Annotated in this window: 26 protein-coding genes; 20 read left to right on the top strand and 6 right to left on the bottom strand. The window is 71.9% G+C overall.

The window, feature by feature from the left end; all coding sequences use genetic code 11:
* Position 1 precedes the first annotated feature (1 nt).
* The 4 genes from dnaK (at position 2) to AC061S_RS01495 (ending at position 4,252) form a co-directional block, all read left to right on the top strand.
* Entirely contained in the window at positions 2 to 1,849 is a 1,848-nt protein-coding gene (gene dnaK / locus AC061S_RS01510; protein WP_478683945.1) for a molecular chaperone DnaK, read from the top strand.
* On the top strand, positions 1,849 to 2,541 hold the full coding sequence (gene grpE / locus AC061S_RS01505) for a nucleotide exchange factor GrpE (protein WP_478683944.1): 693 nt from the start codon (positions 1,849 to 1,851) through the stop codon (positions 2,539 to 2,541). Before dnaK ends, grpE begins: the two co-directional genes overlap by 1 nt.
* 69 nt (positions 2,542 to 2,610) lie before the next feature.
* Positions 2,611 to 3,798 (top strand): molecular chaperone DnaJ, encoded by a 1,188-nt coding sequence (gene dnaJ, locus AC061S_RS01500; protein WP_478683943.1) that lies wholly within the window; start codon positions 2,611 to 2,613, stop codon positions 3,796 to 3,798.
* A 1-nt stretch (position 3,799) separates the two neighbouring features.
* Positions 3,800 to 4,252, top strand: a complete 453-nt coding sequence (locus tag AC061S_RS01495) for a heat shock protein transcriptional repressor HspR (protein ID WP_478683942.1) — start codon at positions 3,800 to 3,802, stop codon at positions 4,250 to 4,252.
* 98 nt (positions 4,253 to 4,350) lie between these two features.
* On the opposite strand, the gene AC061S_RS01490 is transcribed toward AC061S_RS01495, so the two are convergent.
* A complete protein-coding gene (locus AC061S_RS01490; protein ID WP_478683941.1) occupies positions 4,351 to 5,370 on the bottom strand; it encodes a helix-turn-helix transcriptional regulator in 1,020 nt (339 codons plus the stop codon).
* A 190-nt stretch (positions 5,371 to 5,560) separates the two neighbouring features.
* Between AC061S_RS01490 and AC061S_RS01485 the strand changes: the two genes are divergently transcribed.
* A complete protein-coding gene (locus AC061S_RS01485; RefSeq protein ID WP_478683940.1) occupies positions 5,561 to 5,686 on the top strand; it encodes a hypothetical protein in 126 nt (41 codons plus the stop codon).
* Positions 5,686 to 5,997 (top strand): Rieske (2Fe-2S) protein, encoded by a 312-nt coding sequence (locus AC061S_RS01480; protein WP_266906367.1) that lies wholly within the window; start codon positions 5,686 to 5,688, stop codon positions 5,995 to 5,997. Before AC061S_RS01485 ends, AC061S_RS01480 begins: the two co-directional genes overlap by 1 nt.
* 181 nt (positions 5,998 to 6,178) lie before the next feature.
* Here the strand turns inward: AC061S_RS01480 and AC061S_RS01475 are convergent, their stop codons facing one another.
* The gene (locus AC061S_RS01475) at positions 6,179 to 6,625 is read right to left on the bottom strand and encodes a pyridoxamine 5'-phosphate oxidase family protein (RefSeq protein ID WP_478683939.1); all 447 of its coding nucleotides are present in this window, start codon (positions 6,623 to 6,625) and stop codon (positions 6,179 to 6,181) included.
* 98 nt (positions 6,626 to 6,723) lie between these two features.
* On the opposite strand from AC061S_RS01475, the gene clpB reads away from it, so the two are divergent.
* Positions 6,724 to 9,309, top strand: a complete 2,586-nt coding sequence (gene clpB / locus AC061S_RS01470; protein ID WP_478683938.1) for an ATP-dependent chaperone ClpB — start codon at positions 6,724 to 6,726, stop codon at positions 9,307 to 9,309.
* Positions 9,310 to 9,356: 47 nt separating this feature from the next.
* Here the strand turns inward: clpB and AC061S_RS01465 are convergent, their stop codons facing one another.
* Positions 9,357 to 9,857, bottom strand: coding sequence for a hypothetical protein (locus AC061S_RS01465; protein ID WP_478683937.1), 501 nt, complete (start codon positions 9,855 to 9,857; stop codon positions 9,357 to 9,359).
* 120 nt (positions 9,858 to 9,977) lie between these two features.
* Here AC061S_RS01465 and AC061S_RS01460 point away from each other — a divergent pair, with 120 nt between their 5' ends.
* On the top strand, positions 9,978 to 10,544 hold the full coding sequence (locus AC061S_RS01460; RefSeq protein ID WP_478683936.1) for a type III secretion system chaperone family protein: 567 nt from the start codon (positions 9,978 to 9,980) through the stop codon (positions 10,542 to 10,544).
* Between the two features lie 30 nt (positions 10,545 to 10,574).
* On the opposite strand, the gene AC061S_RS01455 is transcribed toward AC061S_RS01460, so the two are convergent.
* Positions 10,575 to 11,759 carry a mannosyltransferase family protein gene (locus tag AC061S_RS01455; RefSeq protein ID WP_478683935.1) on the bottom strand — a complete coding sequence of 395 codons (1,185 nt, stop codon included), beginning with the start codon at positions 11,757 to 11,759 and terminating at the stop codon, positions 10,575 to 10,577.
* Between the two features lie 44 nt (positions 11,760 to 11,803).
* Here AC061S_RS01455 and AC061S_RS01450 point away from each other — a divergent pair, with 44 nt between their 5' ends.
* The gene (locus tag AC061S_RS01450) at positions 11,804 to 12,217 is read left to right on the top strand and encodes a DUF3224 domain-containing protein (RefSeq protein ID WP_478684088.1); all 414 of its coding nucleotides are present in this window, start codon (positions 11,804 to 11,806) and stop codon (positions 12,215 to 12,217) included.
* A 57-nt stretch (positions 12,218 to 12,274) separates the two neighbouring features.
* On the opposite strand, the gene AC061S_RS01445 is transcribed toward AC061S_RS01450, so the two are convergent.
* Positions 12,275 to 13,468 (bottom strand): pyridoxal phosphate-dependent aminotransferase, encoded by a 1,194-nt coding sequence (locus AC061S_RS01445; RefSeq protein WP_478683934.1) that lies wholly within the window; start codon positions 13,466 to 13,468, stop codon positions 12,275 to 12,277.
* 128 nt (positions 13,469 to 13,596) lie between these two features.
* Here AC061S_RS01445 and AC061S_RS01440 point away from each other — a divergent pair, with 128 nt between their 5' ends.
* The 11 genes from AC061S_RS01440 (at position 13,597) to AC061S_RS01390 (ending at position 24,160) form a co-directional block, all read left to right on the top strand.
* The gene (locus AC061S_RS01440) at positions 13,597 to 13,836 is read left to right on the top strand and encodes a hypothetical protein (RefSeq protein ID WP_478683933.1); all 240 of its coding nucleotides are present in this window, start codon (positions 13,597 to 13,599) and stop codon (positions 13,834 to 13,836) included.
* 369 nt (positions 13,837 to 14,205) lie between these two features.
* Entirely contained in the window at positions 14,206 to 14,781 is a 576-nt protein-coding gene (locus AC061S_RS01435) for a DUF2617 family protein (protein ID WP_478683932.1), read from the top strand.
* A 153-nt stretch (positions 14,782 to 14,934) separates the two neighbouring features.
* Positions 14,935 to 16,587 carry a polyamine aminopropyltransferase gene (locus tag AC061S_RS01430; protein WP_478683931.1) on the top strand — a complete coding sequence of 551 codons (1,653 nt, stop codon included), beginning with the start codon at positions 14,935 to 14,937 and terminating at the stop codon, positions 16,585 to 16,587.
* A 60-nt stretch (positions 16,588 to 16,647) separates the two neighbouring features.
* Entirely contained in the window at positions 16,648 to 17,499 is an 852-nt protein-coding gene (locus AC061S_RS01425; protein ID WP_478683930.1) for a CoxG family protein, read from the top strand.
* 65 nt (positions 17,500 to 17,564) lie between these two features.
* Positions 17,565 to 18,353, top strand: coding sequence for an aldose epimerase family protein (locus tag AC061S_RS01420; RefSeq protein WP_478683929.1), 789 nt, complete (start codon positions 17,565 to 17,567; stop codon positions 18,351 to 18,353).
* A gap of 21 nt (positions 18,354 to 18,374) precedes the next feature.
* Positions 18,375 to 18,914: an orotate phosphoribosyltransferase gene (gene pyrE / locus AC061S_RS01415; protein WP_478683928.1), complete on the top strand. Its 540-nt coding sequence runs from the start codon at positions 18,375 to 18,377 to the stop codon at positions 18,912 to 18,914.
* Positions 18,915 to 19,178: 264 nt separating this feature from the next.
* Positions 19,179 to 20,201, top strand: a complete 1,023-nt coding sequence (gene fbaA, locus AC061S_RS01410; protein WP_215031220.1) for a class II fructose-bisphosphate aldolase — start codon at positions 19,179 to 19,181, stop codon at positions 20,199 to 20,201.
* Between the two features lie 111 nt (positions 20,202 to 20,312).
* Positions 20,313 to 20,726, top strand: a complete 414-nt coding sequence (locus AC061S_RS01405; protein WP_478683927.1) for a DUF3151 domain-containing protein — start codon at positions 20,313 to 20,315, stop codon at positions 20,724 to 20,726.
* 293 nt (positions 20,727 to 21,019) lie between these two features.
* A complete protein-coding gene (locus tag AC061S_RS01400; RefSeq protein WP_478683926.1) occupies positions 21,020 to 21,868 on the top strand; it encodes a tryptophan 2,3-dioxygenase family protein in 849 nt (282 codons plus the stop codon).
* Positions 21,861 to 23,078 carry a kynureninase gene (gene kynU / locus AC061S_RS01395; protein ID WP_478683925.1) on the top strand — a complete coding sequence of 406 codons (1,218 nt, stop codon included), beginning with the start codon at positions 21,861 to 21,863 and terminating at the stop codon, positions 23,076 to 23,078. The genes AC061S_RS01400 and kynU overlap by 8 nt, the downstream gene beginning before the upstream one ends.
* A gap of 170 nt (positions 23,079 to 23,248) precedes the next feature.
* Positions 23,249 to 24,160: an alpha/beta hydrolase family protein gene (locus AC061S_RS01390; protein WP_478683924.1), complete on the top strand. Its 912-nt coding sequence runs from the start codon at positions 23,249 to 23,251 to the stop codon at positions 24,158 to 24,160.
* An 81-nt stretch (positions 24,161 to 24,241) separates the two neighbouring features.
* Here the strand turns inward: AC061S_RS01390 and AC061S_RS01385 are convergent, their stop codons facing one another.
* Entirely contained in the window at positions 24,242 to 24,805 is a 564-nt protein-coding gene (locus AC061S_RS01385; RefSeq protein ID WP_478683923.1) for a GNAT family N-acetyltransferase, read from the bottom strand.

Here is a 24,805-nt window from a genome sequence, read left to right as displayed (position 1 = left end):
AATGGCACGTGCGGTCGGCATCGACCTGGGCACCACTAACTCCGTCGTCAGCGTTCTGGAAGGCGGAGAGCCCACCGTCATCACCAACGCCGAAGGCGCCAGGACCACGCCGTCCGTCGTCGCCTTCGCCAAGAACGGCGAGGTCCTCGTCGGCGAGGTGGCCAAGCGCCAGGCGGTCACGAACGTGGACCGGACCATCCGCTCCGTCAAGCGCCACATGGGCACTGACTGGAAGATCAACCTGGATGGCAAGGACTTCAACCCGCAGCAGATGAGCGCCTTCATCCTGCAGAAGCTGAAGCGCGACGCCGAGGCGTACCTGGGCGAGAAGGTCACGGACGCGGTCATCACCGTCCCGGCCTACTTCAACGACTCCGAGCGCCAGGCGACGAAGGAGGCCGGCGAGATCGCGGGCCTCAACGTCCTGCGTATTGTCAACGAGCCGACGGCCGCCGCCCTGGCCTACGGTCTCGACAAGGACGACCAGACCATTCTCGTCTTCGACCTCGGTGGCGGCACCTTCGACGTGTCCCTCCTGGAGATCGGCGACGGCGTCGTCGAGGTGAAGGCCACCAACGGTGACAACCACCTCGGTGGCGACGACTGGGACCAGCGCGTCGTCGACTACCTCGTGAAGCAGTTCGCGAACGGCCACGGCGTCGACCTGTCCAAGGACAAGATGGCGCTCCAGCGCCTGCGCGAGGCGGCCGAGAAGGCGAAGATCGAGCTGTCCTCCTCCACGGAGACCTCGATCAACCTGCCCTACATCACGGCCTCCGCCGAGGGCCCGCTGCACCTGGACGAGAAGCTCACGCGCTCCCAGTTCCAGCAGCTCACCGCGGACTTGCTCGACCGCTGCAAGGCCCCGTTCCACAACGTCATCAAGGACGCGGGCATCAACCTGTCCGAGATCGACCACGTGGTCCTGGTCGGCGGCTCCACCCGCATGCCGGCCGTCGCCGAGCTCGTCAAGGAGCTCACCGGCGGTCAGGACGCCAACAAGGGCGTCAACCCGGACGAGGTCGTCGCCCTCGGCGCGACCCTCCAGGCGGGCGTTCTCAAGGGTGAGGTCAAGGACGTCCTGCTCCTCGACGTGACCCCGCTGTCCCTGGGTATCGAAACCAAGGGCGGCATCATGACCAAGCTCATCGAGCGCAACACCACGATCCCGACCAAGCGGTCCGAGATCTTCACGACGGCCGAGGACAACCAGCCGTCCGTGCAGATCCAGGTCTACCAGGGCGAGCGCGAGATCGCGGCGTACAACAAGAAGCTCGGCATGTTCGAGCTGACCGGCCTGCCGCCGGCCCCGCGTGGCGTCCCGCAGATCGAGGTCTCCTTCGACATCGACGCGAACGGCATCATGCACGTCACGGCCAAGGACCTCGGCACGGGCAAGGAGCAGAAGATGACCGTCACCGGCGGCTCTTCCCTCGCCAAGGACGAGGTCGACCGCATGCGCCAGGAGGCGGAGCAGTACGCGGACGAGGACTCCCGCCGCAAGGAGGCGGCCGAGTCCCGCAACCAGGGCGAGCAGCTTGTCTACCAGACGGAGAAGTTCGTCAAGGACAACGAGGACAAGGTCCCGGCCGACGTCAAGGAAGAGGTCGAGGCCTCCATCGCCGAGCTGAAGGAAAAGCTCAAGGGCGAGGACGCCGCCGAGATCCGCACCGCGACCGAGAAGCTCGGCGCCGTCAGCCAGAAGCTCGGCCAGGCGATCTACGCCGACGCCGGTGCCCAGGCCGCCGGTGGCGCGCCGACCGGTGACGCCGGCCAGGCCGACGCCAACGACGACGTCGTCGACGCCGAGATCGTCGACGACGAGAAGCCGAAGGGCGGCGCGGCCTGATGTCGGAGGAGACCCCGGGCTTCGACGAGAAGCCCGAAGTCCCCGCCGACGCCGCACCTGACGACGCCGCCGAGCCGAAGGCCGCGGCTTCCTCCAAGGAGGAGGCCGCGGCCCCGGCCGGGGACTCCGCAGCAGCACCGGATGTCGCTCTCCTGGCCCAGCTGGACCAGGCCCGTACCGCGCTCGGCGAGCGCACCGCGGACCTCCAGCGGCTCCAGGCGGAGTACCAGAACTACCGCCGCCGGGTGGAGCGGGACCGGATCGCCGTCAAGGAGATCGCGGTCGCGTCCCTCCTCACGGAGCTCCTCCCGACCCTGGACGACATCGGCCGGGCGCGGGAACACGGCGAGCTGGTCGGCGGCTTCAAGTCGGTGGCCGAATCGCTGGAGACCGCCGCGGCCAAGATGGGCCTGCAGCAGTTCGGCAAGGAGGGCGAGCCCTTCGACCCGACGATCCACGAGGCCCTGATGCACTCGTACGCGCCGGACGTCACCGAGGACACCTGCGTGGCGATCCTGCAGCCGGGGTACCGCATCGGCGAGCGTACGATCCGTCCCGCGCGGGTCGCGGTGGCCGAGCCCCAGCCGGGCACGGCGCCGAAGTCCGAGGCGGCGGAGGCCGTGTCCTCGGCGGACACGTCGACCCCGTCGGACCCGTCGGACAAGGCCGCGGATGCCCCCGACGAGGGCTGAAGCTGCGGCGCCCTTTGCACGACGTGTAGGACAAGAAGCACGAGCAGGACGAGAGGAGGGACACCGGGGATGAACACGAAGGACTTCGTCGAGAAGGACTACTACAAGGTCCTCGGTGTCCCGAAGGACGCCACCGAGGCCGAGATCAAGAAGGCGTACCGGAAGCTCGCCCGCGAGTTCCACCCGGACGCCAACAAGGGCGACGCCTCGGCCGAGGAGCGCTTCAAGGAGATCTCCGAGGCGAACGACATCCTCGGCGACCCGAAGAAGCGCAAGGAGTACGACGAGGCCCGCGCCCTGTTCGGGAACGGCGGCTTCCGCCCCGGTCCCGGCGGTGGCGGCGGCTCGTTCAACTTCGACCTCGGCGACCTCTTCGGGGGCCAGCCGCAGGGCGGCGCGGCCGGCGGCTTCGGCGGCGGCGGCCTGGGCGACGTCTTCGGCGGCCTGTTCAACCGCGGCGGCGCCGGCGCGGGTGCGGGAACCCGTACCCAGCCGCGCCGCGGCCAGGACATCGAATCGGAGGTCACCCTCTCCTTCACGGAGGCGGTGGACGGGGCCACGGTCCCGCTCCGGATGTCCTCGCAGTCGCCCTGCAAGGCCTGCTCGGGCACCGGCGACAAGAACGGCACGCCCCGCGTGTGCCCGACGTGCGTCGGCACCGGCCAGGTCTCGCGCGGCAGCGGCGGCGGCTTCTCGCTGACCGATCCCTGCGCGGACTGCAAGGGCCGCGGCCTCATCGCCGAGAACCCGTGCGACATCTGCAAGGGCAGCGGGCGGGCCCGCAGTTCCCGGACCATGCAGGTCCGGATCCCGGCGGGGGTCTCCGACTCCCAGCGGATCCGGCTGCGCGGCAAGGGAGCTCCGGGCGAGCGCGGCGGCCCGGCCGGCGATCTGTACGTGGTCGTGCACGTGGACGCGCACCCGGTCTTCGGCCGCAAGGACGACAACCTCACGGTGACCGTTCCGGTGACCTTCGCGGAGGCGGCGCTGGGAGCCGACATCAAGGTCCCGACCTTGAACGGCCCCTCGGTGACGCTGAAGCTGCCCCCGGGCACCCCGGGCGGCCGCACGATGCGGGCTCGCGGCAAGGGGGCGGTCCGCAAGGACGGCACCCGCGGCGACCTGCTCGTGACGGTGGAGGTCGCGGTCCCGACCGAGCTGAACGACAAGGCCCGCGAGGCCATGGAGCTGTACCGCGAGGCGACGGAGTCCGAGGACCCGCGCTCCGCGCTGTTCGAGTCCGCGAAGGGAGCATGACATGGACGGCCGCCGTAGGAGCCAGTACCAGCTCACCGATGAGACCCCGGTCTACGTGATCTCGGTGGCCGCCCAGCTCTCGGGCCTGCATCCGCAGACCCTGCGCCAGTACGACCGCCTCGGCCTGGTCTCCCCGGGCCGTACGGCCGGGCGCGGCCGGCGCTACTCGGCCCGGGACATCGAACTGCTCCGCACGGTGCAGGCGCTGTCCCAGGAAGAGGGCATCAACCTGGCCGGCATCAAGCGGATCATCGAGCTGGAGAACCAGGTCGCCGCGCTCCAGCAGCGCGTGGCCGAGCTCTCGACCGCCGTGGACGGCGCAGCCGCCGTCCTCCAGCAGCGGGAGGCCCAGGTGCACGCCTCGTACCGGCGCGACCTGGTCCCGTACCAGCCCCCGCAGCCGGGCAGTGCCCTGGTCGTCTGGCGGCCGGCGCCCAAGCGCCCGATGGGCTGAGCGCGCCCGTACGGACGCGCGGAGAAGGCCCCGCCCCGGTTTCCCGGGCGGGGCCTTCCGCGTCTGCCACCGGCGCCCTGAGGGCCTGTGCGCGGCCCTCAGGGCCGGGAGCCCGGATCCTCCAGGATCCCCGACCGGGCGATGAGGAAGCCCAGCTGCGCCCGGCTGCCGCTGCCCAGCGAGGCCGCCAGCTTGGCGATGTGGGCACGGCAGGTCCGTACGTTCATCCCCAGCCGGCGCGCGATGGCCTCGTCCACGTGCCCCTCGATGAGGAGCTGGGCGATGGAGCGCTGCACGCCGGAGATGCCGCCGGGGGTGTGCTGGTACGTCACCTCCGCCGACAGCGGCACGGCGCGGTGCCACAACTGCTCGAAGACCTTGATGAGGTAGTCGACCAGCCCGGGGTGGCGCAGTTCCAGGGCCGTCTTGCGGTCGTCGCTCGTGGGGATGAAAGCCACCGTGCGGTCGAAGATCATGAGACGCTCTATGAGCTCTTCGAGCGTGCGGATCTCGACCTTCCCGGCGGAGATCCGGTCCACGTAGGCGAGCGTGCCCTGGCTGTGCCGCACGGTGTGCTGGTAGAGCGTGCGTATCCGCACCCCGCGGTTGACGAGGGGAGCGGCGCGCTCCAGCGCCTCCGTGAGGACGGACGTGGACCGGGCGCCGCCCGGCTGTACGGTCAGCACCTCGGTCCGGCATTCGGCGGTGGCCTGGTCGAGGGCGGTGTGGATCTGGTCGAAGCCCTCCAGCACGGTGATGGCGTGGGTGTTCGCGGGGCTCTGGGCGCTGATGGTCAGGAACGGCTCGAATGCGTCGGTGAGATCTATGGTGTCCCGGCGCCGGTCCTGAATCTCCCGTTCGAGCGGATGGAGCCGCTGGGCGAGCGCGACGGACGGCGGAACCGCGCGGAGCTGGTTCGCGTCATCGGGGTCGGGGCGCAGGAGAGCGAATTCGAGCAGGCAGGGGGCGTTCTCGACCTCGCTGCGAGCCACCCGGCCGGTGCTCAGCGCCGCCGTGTAGAGCCGCGTCCCCTCGGCGCACATGGACGTGACGGGGTGGGGATGTGTCGCCTTTGTGTTGTTTGTGGGCAAATCTCCACCCCCCAGGGTCCTGAACATGCAAGAACATGATGCATCGTCCCTGTGGCAGTGACGTGCCCGAATGAGCCATCGTCTGACACGCGGGGGAGAAGATTTCCATCAAGTGAGGACGAAGCCGACCATGTACAAGAGAATGCTTCGCTCGGTACTTGCCATTGGGTTCTCCGCCGCTGCGGTCTTTGGGGCAGTCAACGCCTTCGGTGGGGACGTGGGGGGTACCGACGCGCTCGCCGTGTCGATAGGAACGCCGCCGGATCTGGGCTGGGACTCGATGTCCAGCGATCTGGGCTGGGACTCGGCCATCGCGTCGACCAACGACCTCGGCTGGGACTGATGACGCCCGACGACCACGGCTTCCGCCGTGAAATGGCATCGGCCTACCGCTCCGGCTGGCAGTTCATCGATCTCACCAGCGCCATCCCCTACGCCGGCGACTCGCTGAAGGTCACCCTCTTCGGCCAGCCGATCATCGTGGTGCGGGAAGAGGACGAGGACGTCCGCGCCTACCGCTGTCTGCGCCGCCCGCGCGGTGCACCGCAGCCCGTCCGCTGCGAGATCCGGTACGGCATGGTCTTCGTCAATCTGGACCAGCGTGATCACCAACTTTTCGAGCCCGAATCCGCCGCCACCCCCCGCAGTGCCTGAAGCGATTCCCCTGTCGTCGCAGATCGCTCAGGCACTACCCCCCACACAGCGACGCCATCGTGGACCTGACCACGATGGCGTCGCTGTGATGTCCGTGTCCAGTGGTTGAACCGGACACGCCGAACCGGGCGGTCAAACCGGGCGCGGTTGAACCGGCCGCGGTCGAACCTGCCGCCCCCGGCTACGCGCGCCCCAGGGCCCGGTCCAAGGTGATCTCGACGACCACCCGGTCCGGGTTCGGCGAGGGCGTCCGCCCGTACCGCTCCGCGTAGCGCCGGACCGCCTCCGCGACCGCGGCCTCGTCCGTACGGACCACCGCGCGGCCCTCCAGGGTCGCCCAGCGCCGCCCCTCCAGCTGGCACACCGCCACCCGGGCCCCGCCCTGCGGGTCGCCCTGCGACGCCAGTACGTTGCGGACCTTCTTGCTGTTCTTGTTGCTGATCACCCGTGCCAGCCCGGCGTCCGGGTCGTACGTCACGCCCACCGGGACCACGTGCGGGCTGCCGTCGGGGCGGTGCGTGGTCAGCGTGCAGACGTGCCGCTCCCGCCAGAAGGCGAGGTACTCCGGCGTCGGGTTGAGTGCGTCATGGGTGCTGCGGGCCGTGCCGGCCGGACTGGGAGTCGACATGCGCGAAGGGTACGTCCCTCCACCTTGAGTGGAATAGACTCAACTTTGTGCAGGTTACTCATGTAAAGCACACGACGTAGGGAAGGGAGAAGGCGCACGTGGATGCCGAGCTGACCAACAGGAGCCGGGACGCGCTGAACGCGGCCACGACCAGGGCCGTCAAGGACGGGCACGCGGACCTGACGCCCGCGCACCTGCTGCTGGCGCTCCTCGCCGGCGAGGACAACGAGAACATCACCGACCTGCTCGCCGCGACCGACGCCGACCAGGCCGCCGTACGCGCCGGAGCGGACCGGCTGCTCGCCGCCCTGCCCAGCGTCACGGGCTCCACGGTCGCGCCCCCGCAGCCCACCCGCGAGCTGCTCGCCGTACTGGCGGAGGCCGACGCGCAGGCCGGGAAGCTCGGCGACGAATACCTCTCCACCGAACACCTGCTCATCGCCGTCGCCGCCAAGGGCGGCGCCGCCGGCGAGCTCCTTTCCGCCCAGGGCGCGACGGCGAAGAAGCTGCGCGACGCCTTCGAAAAAGCAAGAGGAGGGCGGCGGGTGACCACCCCCGACCCCGAGGGCCAGTACAAGGCCCTGGAGAAGTTCGGCACCGACTTCACGGCGGCCGCCCGCGAGGGCAAGCTCGACCCGGTCATCGGCCGCGACCACGAGATCCGGCGCGTCGTCCAGGTGCTCTCGCGCCGTACGAAGAACAACCCGGTGCTCATCGGCGAGCCCGGCGTCGGCAAGACCGCCGTCGTCGAGGGCCTGGCCCAGCGCATCGTCAAGGGCGACGTCCCCGAGTCCCTGAAGAACAAGCGGCTGGTCTCCCTGGACCTCGGTGCGATGGTGGCCGGTGCCAAGTACCGCGGCGAGTTCGAGGAGCGGCTGAAGACGGTCCTCGCGGAGATCAAGTCCAGCGACGGCCAGATCATCACCTTCATCGACGAGCTGCACACGGTCGTCGGCGCGGGCGCCGGCGGGGACTCGTCCATGGACGCGGGCAACATGCTCAAGCCCATGCTGGCCCGCGGCGAGCTGCGCATGGTCGGCGCGACCACCCTCGACGAGTACCGCGAGCGGATCGAGAAGGACCCGGCGCTGGAGCGGCGCTTCCAGCAGGTGCTGGTGGCGGAGCCGAGCGTCGAGGACACCATCGCGATCCTGCGCGGGCTCAAGGGCCGCTACGAGGCCCACCACAAGGTCGTCATCAACGACAGCGCGCTCGTGGCCGCGGCCACCCTCTCCGACCGCTACATCACCTCCCGGTTCCTCCCCGACAAGGCCATCGACCTCGTCGACGAGTCCATGTCCCGGCTCCGCATGGAGATCGACTCCTCGCCGCTGGAGATCGACGAGCTCCAGCGCTCGGTCGACCGGCTGCGCATGGAGGAGCTGGCCCTGAACAACGAGTCCGACCCGGCCTCGCGCGAACGCCTCGACAAGATCCGCAAGGACCTCGCGGACAAGGAGGAGGACCTGCGGGGCCTCACCGCCCGCTGGGAGAAGGAGAAGCAGTCCCTCAACCGGGTCGGCGAGCTCAAGGAGCGCCTGGACGACCTGCGCGGCCAGGCCGAGCGCGCCCAGCGCGACGGGGACTTCGACACCGCCTCCCAGCTGCTCTACGGGGAGATCCCGGCCCTGGAGCGGGAGCTCGCGGACGCCACCGAGGCCGAGGCCGAGGTCTCCAAGGACACCATGGTCAAGGACGAGGTCGGCCCGGACGACATCGCGGACGTGGTCGGCGCCTGGACGGGCATCCCGGCGGGCCGGCTGCTGGAGGGCGAGACCCAGAAGCTGCTCCGCATGGAGGACGAGCTGGGCCGGCGCCTGATCGGCCAGGGCGAGGCCGTGCGCGCCGTCTCCGACGCCGTACGCCGCACCCGCGCGGGCATCGCGGACCCGGACCGGCCGACCGGCTCGTTCCTGTTCCTCGGGCCGACGGGCGTGGGCAAGACGGAGCTGGCCAAGGCCCTCGCGGACTTCCTCTTCGACGACGAGCGGGCCATGATCCGCATCGACATGTCGGAGTACGGCGAGAAGCACAGCGTGGCCCGCCTCGTCGGCGCCCCGCCCGGCTACGTGGGCTACGAGGAGGGCGGCCAGCTCACGGAGGCCGTCCGCCGCCGCCCCTACTCGGTCGTCCTCCTGGACGAGGTCGAGAAGGCCCACCCCGAGGTCTTCGACGTCCTGCTCCAGGTCCTCGACGATGGCCGCCTCACGGACGGCCAGGGCCGCACCGTGGACTTCCGCAACACGATCCTGATCCTGACCTCGAACCTGGGATCGCAGTTCCTGATGGATCCGTCCACAGCTGTGGACGAGAAGAAGGCCAGGGTCCTGGACGTGGTGCGGGCCACCTTCAAGCCGGAGTTCCTGAACCGCCTCGACGACCTGGTGGTCTTCTCCGCCCTGAGCGGGTCCGAGCTGGCCCACATCGCCGAGCTCCAGATCGGCCGCCTGGCCAAGCGCCTGGCCGAACGCCGCCTCAACCTGGACGTCACCCCCGAGGCCCTGGCCTGGCTGGCGGACAAGGGCAACGACCCGGCGTACGGCGCCCGCCCCCTGCGCCGCCTCATCCAGACGGCCATCGGCGACCGCCTGGCCAAGGAGATCCTCGCGGGCGAGATCCGCGACGGCGACACCGTCCGGGTATCCGTGGCCGGCGACGACCTGCTGGTGGGCAAGGCGCTCTGAGGCCCTACAGGGCCGTACGGGGGCCCTGGGGACGCTTCCCCGGGGCCCTAGCCGTCGAAGGCGACGAACCGGACCCGGACGTCCTCCGTCCCCTGTTCCACGCTGATCTCCACCCTCGACGCACGGCCGGGGACGGCGTCGGGATGGTCGAGGCCCAGGCACCGGTTCCCGCCCTCCGGGTCGTCTCCCGGACCCGTCCCGGGGCAGATCTCCGGCCTCTCGCCCCACCCGTGCTCCTGCGCCCGGGGGAAGGCGGCCGTCAGCCAGGCCCCCACCGCGTTCCGGTCCATGCGGAACGACCCGTTCACGGTGGAGTCCAGCCAGTCCATCCGTCGGCAGTTCTCGTGGTGGGCCCCTGCCGGCAGGCTCCCGCGGGCGAACTCCAGCGCCTCGGCGCACGTGACTTCGCCGCGGTTGTCGGGGCCCTTACCGGGCTCGCCCCAGTCGCTCAGGGCCGTCCACAGCCCGATCGCGAGGCCGAGGCCGAGCACCAGCGGAGCGGCGAGCACCGCCACGGTCAGGCCGCGCAAACTCCCTTGAATGGCCATCCATCCCCCTTATGGGCGCCCTACGCCTGTCCGCCCGGAGCGGATCGTAGCTGCGGGGGTGGACACGGGGTGGGCGCGATGGGGGAGGATGGCCGCATCCGCACGAAGGGAAGTCACACGGTGAGCATCGACCCGGCCTCGATTCCGAACTTCGGAGGGCAGCAGCCCGATCCGCAGGCCACAGGACCGGCGGGCCCCGTCGTCCCCGACCAGGATCTGGTCAAGCAGCTCCTGGAGCAGATGGAGCTCAAGTACGTCGTCGACGACGAGGGTGACCTCGCGGCGCCGTGGGAGGACTTCCGCACGTACTTCATGTTCCGCGGCGAGGACGAGCAGCAGGTCTTCTCCGTGCGGACCTTCTACGACCGCCCGCACAAGATCGAAGAGAAGGCTCAGCTCCTCGAGTCCATCGACGACTGGAACCGCCGCACGCTGTGGCCCAAGGTCTACAGCCACACGCACGACGACGGCTCCGTCCGCCTGATCGGCGAGGCGCAGATGCTGATCGGCACCGGCGTGAACCTGGAGCACTTCGTGTCCTCCACGGTCAGCTGGGTCCGCGCGTCGATCGAGTTCGACAAGTGGCTCGTCGAGCAGTTCGGCCTGGAGAAGGAAGTCGACTCCGCGGACGAGAAGTCCGACGAGGGTGACGCGGACGGCGAGGGCGGCAAGCCCGAGACCAACTAGGTCCCGGTCCGCCCCCTCACGGCGCCACCCTCACGGCGCCACCCCGGACGCGAGCAGCAGGTACGGCCCGTATCCGTACGAGAGCCCGGCCAGCACCCCGGTCACCACGACCGCGGTGCGCGGCCGGGCTTTCGCCATGAGGGCCGCCGCCGGCAGCAGCAGCGGGAACGCGGGCAGCAGGAAGCGCGGCTTCGATTCGAAGAAGCCCGCGCCGCCGTAGGTCATGACCAGCAGCACGCCGGTGTACACCAGCAGCGGCAGCGGGATCCGCCGGTCGGCCGCCAGCAGCCCGGCCAGTACCAGCGCGGCCGTCAGCAGGACCACCGTCACCGTCGTCGCGAGCTCCACCTGCCCGATGCCGGACACTGCGTGCCGCGCGGAGGCCAGCGCACCCGCGCCGAAGTCGAAGCGCGAGCCCCAGCCGCTCTGCACGGCGAAGTAGCCGCCGAGCGGATCCCCCCGGCGCACGCCGACGAGCAGGACGTACGAGGCCCAGCCCGCGGGAGCGGCCAGCCCGGCGGCCCACACCGCCGCGGGTGCGCGGCCCCGCCGCCGCCAGATCTCGTACGCGGCGGCCGCCGTCACGGCGGCGGCGACCGCGATCCCGGTGGGCCGGGTCAGCCCGGCGAGCACGGCCAGCCCCGCCGCCCATCCCCAGCGGCCGCGCAGCAGGGCGTACAGGGCCCAGGCGGCGAAGACGGCCAGCAGGGGCTCGGTGTAGGCGAGGGTCAGCATGAGGGCGTGCGGCAGCGCGGCCCACAGCGCGACGAGCAGCACCCCGGCACGGGCCCCGAGCAGGTGCTCACCGACCCGGTACACCCCCACGGCGGCGGCGCCCGCGGCGATCCAGGCGACGGCCAGTGCGGCGACGGTCAGGGAGCCGGGCAGCACGGCGGAAGCGCAGCGGATCAGGACGGGGTAGAGCGGGAAGAACGCGGAGTCGCTCTGCACGGACCCGATGCCGGGATAGATCTGGGTCCGCCCGTAGCCGTGCTCGGCGATCCGCAGGTACCAGACGGAGTCCCAGGACTCCCCGAGCACCCGCAGGGGGCTGCGCCCGCTCCACCAGGCCGCCACGGCGACCGCCAGCACCCCGGCCCCGCGCACGGCCGCGTACACCCCGAGGGCGAGGACGGCGCCCGGGATCCGGGCCCGGGGGCCGGTGCGCGGGCCGAGCCGTACGCCGTCCGCCACCGTCTCCGGCTCGGTCGTCATGTATTCCGACTTTCCTGGTCTCGCGTGCGTACGCTCATCCGATGATGAGAGCTTCCGGCACCTTCAAGGTCGTCAGCTTCACCCCCACGGCGCTCACCCCGGACCCCGCGGTGGAAACGGGTCTCCCGGTCGGAGTCGCCACGATGGAGAAACACTACGAGGGCGAGACCCTCACGGGCCGCTCGGCCACCCTCTTCACGGCCGCTTTCGACGAGGAGGCGGGCATCGGGAGCTACGTGGCGATGGAGTCCTTCGAGGGCGCCCTGGCCGGTCGCGAGGGCGCCTTCAACTTCGTCCACTCGGCCGCCACCGACGGCGGCCCCGACCGCGCCGCCGAACACTTCGCGATCGTCCCCGGCAGCGGCACGGCCGCCCTGAAGGGCATCATGGGCGCGGGCGGCCTCCGCGTCGACGCGGACGGCACCCACCGCATCTGGTTCGACTACGACCTGCCGTAGCCGACGTCCCGTAGCCGACCTCCCGTAGCCGCCGGGCCCGGCCTCCCGCGGTCCGCCTCAGAGCCGCCGCAGCCGCTCCACCGCCTCCTCCAGGACGTCGGTGCGCTTGCAGAAGGCCCAGCGGACGTGGGCGGCCCCGGCGGCCTTGTCGTCGTAGAACACCTGGTTCGGGATGGCCACCACCCCGCAGCGCTCCGGCAGGGCCCGGCAGAAGGCGAGGCCGTCGCGCTCGCCGAGCGGGGTGATGTCGGTGGTGACGAAGTAGGTGCCCTGCGGGCGGAAGACCTCGAAGCCGGCCGCCGCGAGGCCGTCGGAGAGGAGGTCGCGCTTGGCGGCCAGGTCCGCGCGGAAGGAGTCGTAGTACGCGTCGGGGAGGGCCAGGGCCTCGGCGATCGCGTACTGGAACGGGCCCGAGGACACGTACGTCAGGAACTGCTTCGCCGAGCGGACCGCCGTGACCAGCTCGGGCGTCCCCGTCACCCAGCCGACCTTCCAGCCGGTGAAGGAGAAGGTCTTGCCGGCGGAGGAGATGGTGACCGTGCGCTCGCGCATGCCCGGCAGGCCCGCCAGCGGGGTGTGGGCGCCCTCGAAGACCAGGTGCTCGTACACCTCGTCGGTGATGACCAGCAGATCGCGGGAGACGGCCAGCTCCGCGACCGCGGCCAGCTCGGCGGGGTTCAGGACGGTGCCCGTCGGATTGTGCGGGGTGTTCAGGAGCAGGAGGCGGGTGCGGGGGGTGACCGCCGCGCGCAGCGCGTCCACGTCGAGGCGGAAATCGGGGGCGCGCAGGGTCAGCGGCACCCGGACGGCCCCGGCCATCGCGATGCAGGCGGCGTAGGAGTCGTAGAAGGGCTCCAGAGCGATGACCTCGTCGCCCGGCTCCAGGAGGGCCAGCAGGGAGGCGGCGATGGCCTCGGTGGCCCCGGCGGTGACGAGCACCTCGGTGTCCGGGTCGTAGGCCAGGCCGTAGAAGCGCTGCTGGTGGGCCGCGATCGCCGTACGCAGCTCCGGAACGCCGGGGCCCGGCGGGTACTGGTTGCCGCGGCCGTCGCGGATCGCGCGCGCCGCCGCCTCGGCGATCTCGGCGGGGCCGTCGGTGTCGGGGAAGCCCTGGCCGAGGTTGATCGATCCGGTGGCCGTGGCCAGGGCGGACATCTCCGCGAAGATCGTGGTGCCGAAGGCCGCCAGCCGGCGGTTGAGGAAGGGGCGGGCGGGGCGGGCGGTGCGTTCGGGAGCGCTCATGGGCGCCATCCTGCGGGGAAGCTCTGGACTTGCTCAAGTGTGCTTTGGGCCGCGTACGGCGCGGGCATCCCCCCAGCACGCGGGACGAAGGGGATCCCGCACCCCGGGAAACCGGGGGAGCAGAGAGGGGTCGGGGGATGATCCTCGGAACAGTGATCTTCGTGGTGGTGGCCGTGGTGATCGTCGGGCTGGTGGTCAAGGCCGGCCGCGCCGGTGGCTGGAGCAGCGGCAGCGGCAGTGGCAGCAGCAGTGGCAGCAGCAGCAGCAGCGGCAGCAGCAGCAGTGGCGGCTGGTGGTCCGGGGGCGACTCGGGGGGATCCTCCTCGTGCAGCTCCTCGTCCTCCTGCGGTGGCGGCGGAGGATGCGGTTCCAGCTGACACGGGGCAGCATGGATCCATGGCTTCCGCCGTCGGACCACCTTCCTACCGCGTCCCGCATATGTGAGGCGCCCGCCGGGCACAACTTCCGTCGGGCGTCTTCTTGTTCGGACGTCACGGCCGCGCATTACGGCGTACGGGCGGCATGTTGCTGAACACGTGAACTGTGTAGCCCCCGAGGGGATGTAAACCCCTGCAACTTGGGTAAAAACGCTGTGAGTGCCGTGCCTTTCATGATTCCCTCGGTTGAGTAGACCAGTCCTCGGACCTCCCTGGACTTCCTGTGGACCCGTGCCGGTGTCCCCCCACCCGTTGACTACCGCTGGCGGGCCCCGGCCCATCTCCCTCGCGCGTTTGCGGAGCCGACTCATGCTCACGACCCTCCAGACCACCTATACCGACACGCGTGCCGCCGATCTCGCCTGGGCCCTGGGTCGGGAGCGGCTGCCCGCCCTGGCCGTACTGAACCTCGAACTGGGTGGCGCGAAAGTGGAGTTGCGCCTGCTCGGCGCCTCCCACCAGGTGCTCCTGGAGGAGGGCGACGTGCTCTGCTCGGAGACCGTCGCCTGTATGCCCGGCAGCAGCACACCGCTTCCGCTCGGCGTGGCCAAGCGCGTCGGCGACTGGGAGTACGAGTTCGCCGCGCGGGTCGAGAACCTCTCGCGCGGATCCTTCGCCGGGCGGGCGCAGGAGCTGCTCGCGCTGGTCGCGGACCACCCGAACGGGCTCGCCGGGACCTTCCCCGGCAGCCCGCACGCCTTCACCGCCATGCTCGCGCAGCGCTACGAGGGCCAGGTGCGGTGGCGGACCTGGCACGCGTACCCGCAGGAAGGGCAGTTGGTGGCCACCCGCACCCGGGTCGGCGTACGGACGGCCGGCGCGGGGGTGGGGGCGGCCGCGGTGGCCTCCGCGGAGGTGGCCATGGAGTCGCCGGTGCTGATTTAGGGGGTGCCGGGGCCGCCGGCGCTGAGCCGGGGGCCCCGGGGGTCGCGGGGTCGCGGAGTTGCCTGGCGGTTACGCCAACTGCCCGAACCAGTGCGCCACTTACACCCATGTGGGTGACCGGATGTAAGTGGGCGGTGACGTACGGTTCGCTTCATGATCGACCGTTCCGCCCCGCGCGGGGTGCTCAAGGCTCCGGAGCCGCGCGGTGTGGCCCGCGTCCCGGCCGCCCTGCCCGTACGGCCCAGGACCGGCCGACTCCTCGTCCTGGCCACCGTGTTCGTCTGCGCCGCCTGCGGGCTCGTATACGAACTGGAGCTGCTCGCCCTCGGCTCGTACCTCATCGGCGACTCCGTCACCCAGGCGTCGGTCGTGCTGTCCGTCATGGTCTTCGCCATGGGCGTCGGATCCCTGCTCGCCAAGGCCCTGCGCGCCCGCCCCGCCTTCGGCTTCGCCCTCGTGGAAGCGGCCCTCGCCCTCCTCGGCGGGCTCTCCGCCATGGCGCTCTACGCCAGCTTCGCCTGGCTGGGGGAGTCCCGGACCGCGCTCGTCGCCTTCGCCTTCACCATCGGCGTCCTCATCGGCGCCGAGATCCCGCTCCTGATGGTCCTCATCCAGCGCATCCGCAGACAGGACGCGGGCGGCGCCGTCGCCGACCTGTTCGCCGCCGACTACGTCGGCGCCCTCGTCGGCGGCCTCGCCTTCCCCTTCCTGCTGCTGCCCCTCCTCGGTCAGCTCACCGGCGCGATGCTCACCGGGACCGTCAACGTCATCGCGGGCGGCGGCCTCGTCCTGTGGCTGTTCCGCCGGGACCTGAGCCGCCGCGCCCGCTGGCTGCTCGTCGCCGTCAACGTCACCGTCCTCACCGTCCTGGGCTGCGCCACCGTCCTCGCCGACGACTTCGAACGCGTCGCCCGCCGCGCCGTCTACGGCGGGGAGGTCCGCGTCGCCGTCCAGACCGGCGTCCAGGAACTCGTCCTCACCGGCCCCCCGACCGGCTCCCCGCGCTCCCTCGACCTCTTCCTCGACGGCCGCCTGCGGGTCAGCGGCTACGACGAGTACCGCTACCACGAGTCCCTCGTGCACCCCGCGATGACCGGCCCGCACACCCGGGTCCTGGTCCTCGGCGGCGGCGACGGCCTCGCCGCCCGCGAGGTGCTGCGCTACCGCGACGTCGCCTCCGTCACCGTCGTCGAGCTCGACCCCGGAGTCGTGCGGCTCGCCCGGACCGACCCGATGCTCTCCGCGCTGAACGAGGGGGCGTACGAGGACCCGCGGCTCGGCGTCGTCACCGACGACGCCTTCCGGTGGCTGCGCGCACCCGCCGCCCGGGGCCGCTTCGACGTCATCGTCTCCGACCTGCCCGACCCCGGGATCACCCCCAGCACGAAGCTGTACTCGCAGGAGTTCTACGGGCTGGCCGCGCGCGCCCTGCGCCCCGGCGGGCGGCTCGCCGTCCACGCGGGGCCGCCGGGCACCAGGCCCCGTACCTACTGGACCGTCGAGGCCACCCTGCGCGCGGCCGGCCTGCGCACCGCCCCCTACAGCGCGGGCGGCCGCCTCTCGGGCTTCGCCGCCGGCCCCGACCGGGCGCTCGGCGCGGACTCCGCCTCCGCCGCGAAGCTCCCGCAGGACTGGGGCTTCGTCCTGGCGACCCGCGAGGGCGTGCCCCGGCTGCGGGTGGACCGGGAGACGCCCGCCCTGCGCTCCCTGTCCACGCAGTCCCTGGCCGACGCGGCCCGGGACACGGAGCGCACCCGGGTGGCGGGGCTGCCGCCGTCGACTCTGCCGCACCCGAGGTACTCGTAGCCGAGGCACTCGTGGCCGAGGTACTCGTGGCCGGGCTGCCGCGTCGGTAGGCTCGTCCGCATGGAGCATCAGGTGTTCGTACCGGTCCCCTCCGACGACGTTCGCGCCGTGCTGCGCGACCCCGCCCGGCTGGCGCGCTGCGTGCCGGGGCTCCAGCAGGACGCCGATACCGAGGCAGGGCCGCTGTCCGGCCGGCTGAAGGTGCGGGTCGGCGGGCACACCGTCACCTACCGCGGCGCCCTCTCCGTCACCGAGCAGGACCCGGACCGCTTCACCCTCGCGGGCGAGGGCACCGAGGTGCGGGGGAGCGGGGCCGTGAAGCTCTCCCTCGCGCTGCGCCTGACCGAGGCGGACGGCGGCACCCGGCTGGAGTTCACCGCCGAGTCCGCCGCTGACGGCCGCGCCGCCGCCTTCGCCCCCGACGCGGCCGCCACGGCAGCACACCGCCTCCTGGACCGGGCCGCCGGGCACCTCGCGGCCCTCGCGGTCGGCGGCGCGGCCGGGCCCGCCGAGGTGGAGGCGGGCACCGACGTGGACGCGGACCAGGACGACCACGAGGACCCCGGGCCGGAGTTCACCGAAGTCACCGCGTCCGTGTTCGACACCGAGGTCCCGCCCCCGTCCCTGGACCCGTTCCTGGAGGGCACCTTCGAGGGCATGGCCGACCTCGGGGACCTCAGTGACCTCGGTGGACCGCCGCGCCCGCCGGCCGAGGCCGCGCACGCCCGCCGCACGATGATCGGCCGCAGCGCGGAGGAGGTCGACCACGCGCCCCCGCGCGGCCGCTACGCCCCGGTCCCGGCCCCCACCTCCACCTCCGCGACCGCCAACCTGCGCTGGATCGCCCCGGCCGCCGCCGTGGCCGTGGCCTCGGCGGTCCTCCTGGGCCGCGCCCTGCGCCGCCGCCGCTGACCCGGGAACTCGCCCGCTCGCCCGCACGGCGCTGATCACCCCGTCGGGCTGACTAAGGTCATGGCATGAGTACGCAACTGCGCGCCGGCGGCGCCGAGGTGACCATCGACCAGGAGAACGGCTGCCGGATCAGCAGTCTGCGTATCGACGGGACGGAGCTGCTGCGGCAGGGGGACCACTACGGGTCCTTCCCCATGGTCCCGTGGTGCGGCCGGACCAGGGACGGCCAGTTCCAGGACGGGGCGACCCTGCACCAGCTGCCGCTCAACCACCCGCCGCACGCCATCCACGGCTTCGGCCGCGACGCCGCCTGGCGCCGAGCCCGGGCCACCGGCACCGAGGCCGCCTTCACGTACCCGCTCGCCGATCCGTGGCCGTACGAGGGCCTCGTCACCCAGATCTTCGAGCTCGGAGAGAACGCGCTGACCCTGACGATGGGCATCGAGACCTACCAGGACTCCTTCCCGGCCCAGGCCGGCTGGCACCCCTGGTTCCGGCGCAGCCTCACCGCCGGCGGGGCCGACGTACGCATCGACTTCGAGGCCGCCTGGCAGGAGGAGCGCGGCGCCGACCACCTCCCCACCGGCAAGCGCATCGACCCCGAGCCCGGTCCTTGGGACGACTGCTTCGGCATGCCGTACGGGGTAGACGTCACCCTCACATGGCCCGACGCCCTGGAGCTGAAGGTCACCAGCCGCTCCGAATGGGTGGTCGTCTACGACGAGGAGCCCGAGGCCGTCTGCGTGGAACCGCAGTCGGGCCCGCCGAACGGCTTGAACAGCCTCCCGCAGTTGGTCACCCCCGTGGACCCGCTGGAGATCTCCACGACGTGGACGTGGCGGCGGCTCGGGTAGCGCCCAATTAAGCTCGGGGCCATGAGTGACGTACGCGATGCGCTTCTGCAGCAGATCAAGGACAAGGCCGTCGTGCACGGCAAGGTGGTCCTCTCCTCCGGCCGCGAGGCCGACTACTACATCGACCTCCGCCGGATCACCCTGGACGGCGAAGCCGCCCCGCTGGTCGGCCAGGTCATGCTCGACCTCACCGCCGACCTGGAGTTCGACTGCGTCGGCGGCCTGACCCTGGGCGCCGACCCGGTCGCCACCTCGATGCTGCACGCCTCCGCCGCGCGCGGCACGCGCCTGGACGCCTTCGTCGTCCGCAAGGCGCAGAAGGCGCACGGCATGCAGCGCCGCATCGAGGGCACCGACGTGAAGGGCAAGCGCTGCCTGGTGGTCGAGGACACCTCGACCACCGGCGGTTCGCCGCTGACCGCCGTCGAGGCGGTCCGCGAGGCCGGCGGCGAGGTCGTCGCCGTCGCGACGATCGTCGACCGCGGCGCGGCCGACGCCATCGCGGCCGCGGGCCTGCCGTACCTCACGGGCTACGAGCTGGACGACCTCGGTTTGTCCTAATCCCCCCCGCTGCGCGGACGCCGGGCCGTGCTTCCGCACAACTGGTGACTTAGGTCCCCGGAAGTCCGTAAGCAGGTCCTGACCTGGGGTTTTCCAGGGGGGTGGAGTGTTTCACGTGAAACACTCCACCCGGATCGGGCCGCGCGGCGCCGCCAGGGAGGTGGAGTGTGCGCGGGAGTCTGGAAAGATGGGTACGACGGCAACGTCGCCCCCAGGTCAGGGCCCGCAATAAGCACACTCCCCGCACATCCAAGGAGCGGACAGATGCCCATCGCAACCCCCGAGGTCTACAACGAGATGCTCGACCGGGCGAAGGCAGGCAAGTTTGCCTACCCGGCGATCAACGTGACCTCGACCCAGACCCTGCACGCTGCACTGCGCGGCTTCGCGGAGGCGGAGAGCGACGGCATCATCCAGATCTCCACCGGTGGTGCGGAGTTCCTGGGTGGCCAGTACAACAAGGACATGGTCACGGGCGCCGCCGCCCTGGCCGAGTTCGCGCACATCGTGGCCGCCAAGTACGACATCACCGTCGCGCTGCACACGGACCACTGCCCCAAGGACAAGCTGGACGGCTACGTCCGCCCGCTGCTCGACATCTCCGCCGAGCGCGTGGCACGCGGCCTCAACCCGCTCTTCCAGTCGCACATGTGGGACGGCTCCGCCGAGACCCTGGCCGACAACCTGGCCATCGGCCAGGAGCTGCTCGCCAAGGCCGCCGCCGCGAAGATCATTCTCGAGGTCGAGATCACCCCGACCGGTGGCGAGGAAGACGGCGTCAGCCACGAGATCAACGACGAGCTGTACACCACCGTCGACGACGCGCTGCGCACGGCCGAGGCCCTGGGCCTGGGCGAGAAGGGCCGCTACCTGCTGGCCGCCTCCTTCGGCAACGTGCACGGCGTCTACAAGCCGGGCAACGTCGTCCTGCGCCCCGAGCTCCTCAAGGACCTCCAGGCCGGCGTCGGCGAGAAGTACGGCAAGTCCTCCCCGTTCGACTTCGTCTTCCACGGCGGCTCGGGCTCCACGGCCGAGGAGATCGCCACCGCGCTGGAGAACGGCGTCGTGAAGATGAACCTCGACACCGACACCCAGTACGCCTTCACCCGCCCGGTTGTGGACCACATGTTCCGCAACTACGACGCGGTCCTGAAGGTCGACGGCGAGGTCGGCACCAAGTCGAAGTACGACCCCCGCACGTGGGGCAAGGCCGCCGAGGCCGGCATGGCCGCGCGCGTCACCGAGGCCTGCGCGAACCTGCGTTCCACGGGCACGAAGCTCAAGTAGCAGCGGCTCACGCGGCAGCGGCTTCCCGGAAGGGCCCGGCTCCACCGTCCACGGACGGCGGGGCCGGGCCCTTCCCGCGTGTCCGCATCCCCCATCCCCCAGACTGGGGTCATGTCTCTTCACCAGAACCTCCTCGGGGGCCCCGCCCCCACCCACCTCCCCGACGAGCCGGGCCGCGCGGCCATCGCCGCCGGCACCCCCGCCGTAGAGGTGGCCGCCGCGCACCCGACCTCCTCCCTCGCCTGGGCCCTCCTCGCCGACGAGGCCTTCGCGGCCGGCCGCACGGTCGAGTCGTACGCGTACGCCCGTACGGGCTACCACCGCGGCCTGGACGCGCTGCGCCGCGCCGGCTGGAAGGGCCACGGCCCGGTGCCGTGGGAGCACGAGCCGAACCGCGGCTTCCTGCGCGCCCTGAACGCCCTGGCCCGCGCGGCCGGCGCGATCGACGAGAAGGAGGAGTACGAGCGCTGCTCGACCTTCCTGCGCGACTCCTCCGAGACGGCCGCGGACGTCCTCGGCGCCTGAGGCTTGAGGCCTGAGGTCCGGCACCTGAGGTCCGGGGCCTGAGGTCCGGCACCTGAGGTCCGGGGCCTGAGGTCCGGGGCCTGAGGTCCGGGGCCTGAGGCCCGGGCCTTCCGTGCCCGGAATCGGGCGGGTTCCCTCCCGGGGCCCGCCCGGTCGCGGAAGGTGACGTGCGCCACTGACTATTGAAGCCCTGCGGCACGACGGTCTTATGATGCGGACAGGGGACCGGAGCTCCACTCACCTCACCGGAAGGAGCGGACCGCTACCCGGAAGCACGTATCGAGGAGACAGCGATGTCTAACGCCCTTGATGCCTCCGGAGACGGCGGTTCGGACACCCCGAACCTCGACTTCGCCGGCACGACCCCCTACGAGGACTACGTCCAGGCGGACGTCCTCACTCACCTCCAGCACCTCCGCTCGGACGACCCGGGCGAGATGGTCTTCCTGGTCACGACCCAGGTCATGGAGCTGTGGTTCACGGTCATCGTCCACGAGTGGGAGACCGCCGCGCGGGCGCTCCGCGAGGACGAGCTCCCCGTGGCGATGGATGCGCTGAAACGATCCCTCCGCGAGCTGGAGGCCCTCAATTCCTCCTGGCGCCCCCTCGCCCAGCTGACCCCGGGCCAGTTCAACGCGTACCGCGCCGCCCTCGGCGAGGGCTCCGGCTTCCAGTCGGCGATGTACCGCCGGATGGAGTTCCTGCTCGGCGACAAGGCCGCCTCCATGCTGGTCCCGCACCGCGGCGCCCCGCGCGTCCACGCGGAGCTGGAGAAGGCCCTCCAGGAGCCCAGCCTCTACGACGAGGTGCTGCGCCTCCTCGCCCGCCGGGGCCTCCCGGTCCCGCCGTCCGTCCTGGACCGCGACCTCTCCCAGCGCTACGAGCCCTCGACCGAGGTCGAGGCCGTCTGGACGGCCCTCTACGCGGCCCCGGACACCCACCCGGACCTGCACCGCCTCGGCGAGGTCCTGACGGACGTCGCCGAACTCGTCTGGCGCTGGCGCAACGACCACCTGGTCGCCACCCGGCGCGCGATGGGCGCGAAGACGGGCACGGGCGGCTCGGCCGGCGTGACCTGGCTGGAGAAGCGGGCGACGAAGAACGTCTTCCCGGAGCTCTGGACGGCGCGCAGCCATGTCTGAGCCGACCACGGACCAGGGCCCCGGCCTGGCGGCCCGCGCCGAGGCCCTGGACGCGGCCGACCCCCTCGGCAAGCTCCGCGACCGCTTCACCCTCCCCGAGGGCGTGGTCTACCTCGACGGCAACAGCCTCGGCGCGCTCCCTGCCGGGGTGGCCGCCCGGCTCGCCGAGGTCGTCACGGAGCAGTGGGGCACCCGCCTGATCCGCTCCTGGACCGAGGGCGAGGCCAACTGGTGGAACGCCCCCGAGCGCATCGGCGACCGGATAGCCCCGCTGGTCGGCGCCGCCGCCGGCCAGGTGGTCGTCGGCGACTCCACCAGCGTCAACCTCTTCAAGGCGCTGGTCGGCGCCGCCCGGCTGGCCGCGCCCGGCCGGACCGAGCTGCTCGTGGACGCCGCCACCTTCCCCACCGACGGCTACATCGCCGAATCGGCGGCCCGGATGACGGGGCTGCGCGTCGTCCCGGTCGACCCGGCGGACGCCGCGGGGGCGATGGGCCCGGACACCGCCGTCGTCCTCCTCAACCACGCCGACTACCGCACCGGCCGCCTGCACGACCTCCCCGCCCTCACGGCGGCGGCGCACGCCGCCGGGGCGCTCGTCGTCTGGGACCTGTGCCACACCGCCGGGGCCCTGCCCGTCGGCCTCGACGCACACGGGGTGGACCTCGCGGTCGGCTGTACGTACAAGTACCTCAACGGCGGCCCCGGCGCCCCCGCGTACGTGTACGTCGCGGCCCGCCACCAGGCCGCCTTCGACTCCCCGCTGCCGGGCTGGAACGGGCACGCGGACCCCTTCGCGATGACCCCCTCCTACGAGGCCGCACAGGGCGTGGCGCGGGCCCGCGTGGGCACCCCGGACATCCTGTCCATGCTCGCGCTGGAGGCCGCCCTGGACGTCTGGGACGGGGTCGCGGTCGAGGACGTCCGCGCGAAGTCCCTCGCGCTGACGGACTTCTTCCTCGACTGCGTGGCGGCGTACGTCCCGGCCGGCAAGGTCGAGCCGGTCACCCCGGCCGCGCACGAACAGCGCGCCAGCCAGGTGTCCCTCCGCACGGAGAACGCGGACGGAGTCATGCGCGAGCTCATCTCACGAGGGGTGATCGGGGACTTCCGCGCCCCCGACGTCCTGCGCTTCGGCTTCACCCCGCTGTACGTCGGTTTCGCGGACGCGGAGCGTGCGGCGCGCGCACTGGGTCACATTTTCGGGTGAACCGGTAGCGAAACGTCACATCACCGCGCGGGCGGGGCTACGGCCCCGCCCGCGCCGGTATCTCCGCGGCCCGCCACGGAGGGGACCGTTCCGGCCTGATACGGTCCCGCTCTGCCGGAACACCGGAACACCAGTCCCCCTTGTCCCATGCGTTACCGGAGGTTGAGCCGATGACGGACCCCGCAGTCGAACGGGACGCCGCCGAGGCCGCCTCGGCCTTCTCCCATCCGCCCGTAGCCCCCGACGCCACGGCCGCCTACGGTGAACACCCCGACCAGCTCGTCGACTTCTACGCCCCGCGCGGGGACCGGGCGCAGCCGGGTACCGCGCGTTCCGCGCCGCTGGTCGTCGTCCTGCACGGCGGGGCCTGGCGCGCCCCGTACGACCGGCAGCACATCACTCCCTTCGCGGACTTCCTGGCCCGGCAGGGCTTCGCCGTCGCCAACGTCGAGTACCGGCGCGGCCAGTCCCGGGCATCGCAGCCCCTGCCCCATCAGGACGCCGAGGGCCCGGTGGCCGGCCGCTGGCCCGAGACCTTCGACGACGTGGCCGCCGCCCTGGACGCCCTGCCGGAGCTGGCCGCCGGCTGCCTGCCGGAGGCGGACCCGCGCCGCATGGTGCTGACCGGCCACTCGGCCGGAGGCCACCTCGCGCTGTGGGCCGCGGCCCGGCACGTGCTGCCGGCCGACGCCCCGGCCGGCTGGAGGCTGCCTTCGCCCCCGCTGCTGCGCGGGGTGGTGGCGCTGGCCCCGATCGCGGACTTCACGGTGGCGGAGGAGCTCGGGGTCTGCGGGGGCGCCTCGGCGCAGCTCCTGGGCGGCCCCGACGGCTTCGCGGCGCGGCGCCCGTACGCCGACCCGGCGGCGCTGCTCCCGACCGGCATCGCGACGGCGGTGGTCCAGGGGCGCAGCGACATCGTGGTCCCCGAGTCGGTGTCGGAGGCGTACGTCGCGGCGGCCGCGCTGGCGGGGGAGATGGTGGGGCTGACCCTGCTGGACGGGGTCGGCCATTTCCCGCTCATCGATCCGGCGGCGGATGGTTGTGCTGTGGTGGCAGAAGAAATCTCACAGTTGGCTTGGTAGGCCCGCCGTATATCCTGATCGGATTTGGGTTTGACCGCGTGGAAAGCAAATAGGGCGGGCCGGTGCGAAATCGCCGACTCGTCATTTCCATACCGGACCGGGTGTCGCCCCCGGTGGCGGATTCGCCGGGATTTCGAAGACGAGCTCGATCCCGTCGTCCGCATTTCCCCGCTCCGCGACGCGCGTGAAGCCGAAGCCCGCGATGGTGGCCAGGGAGGCGGCGTTGTCGGCCCTGATCGTGGCCCGCACGGTCCTCACATCGGGTTCCTCGGCGGCCCTGGCCAGAAGTGCGGTCAGCATGGCGCGGGCGTAGCCCCGGCGGCGGTGGGCGGACACGACGCTGTAGCCGACCTCGACCACGCCGTCCCCGTCCGGCGGGCCGTGGAACCCGGCGTCGCCGATGACGACCCCGTCCGGCTCGGACACCGCGGCCCGGGTGGTCCAGGGTGCGGCGGACGGGTCGCCGGCGAGCTGGTCGGCGCGATAGCCGAAGATCCAGCGGGCGCGGTCGGACACGAAGTAGGGGTCGAGGGCCACGCCGGCCTCGGTGCTGCCACCTGCGAGGTCGCCGTCGGCAAGGGCCCGCAGGGCCTTCGCGTTGAGCTTGACGAAGCGGACGCGTCTGGGGGGAAGTTCAGTGGTCAT

Source organism: Streptomyces sp. CA189, from assembly GCF_056428985.1.
The sequence above is the reverse complement of the archived record's forward strand: the minus strand, read 5'-3'. Positions and strand labels throughout refer to the sequence as shown.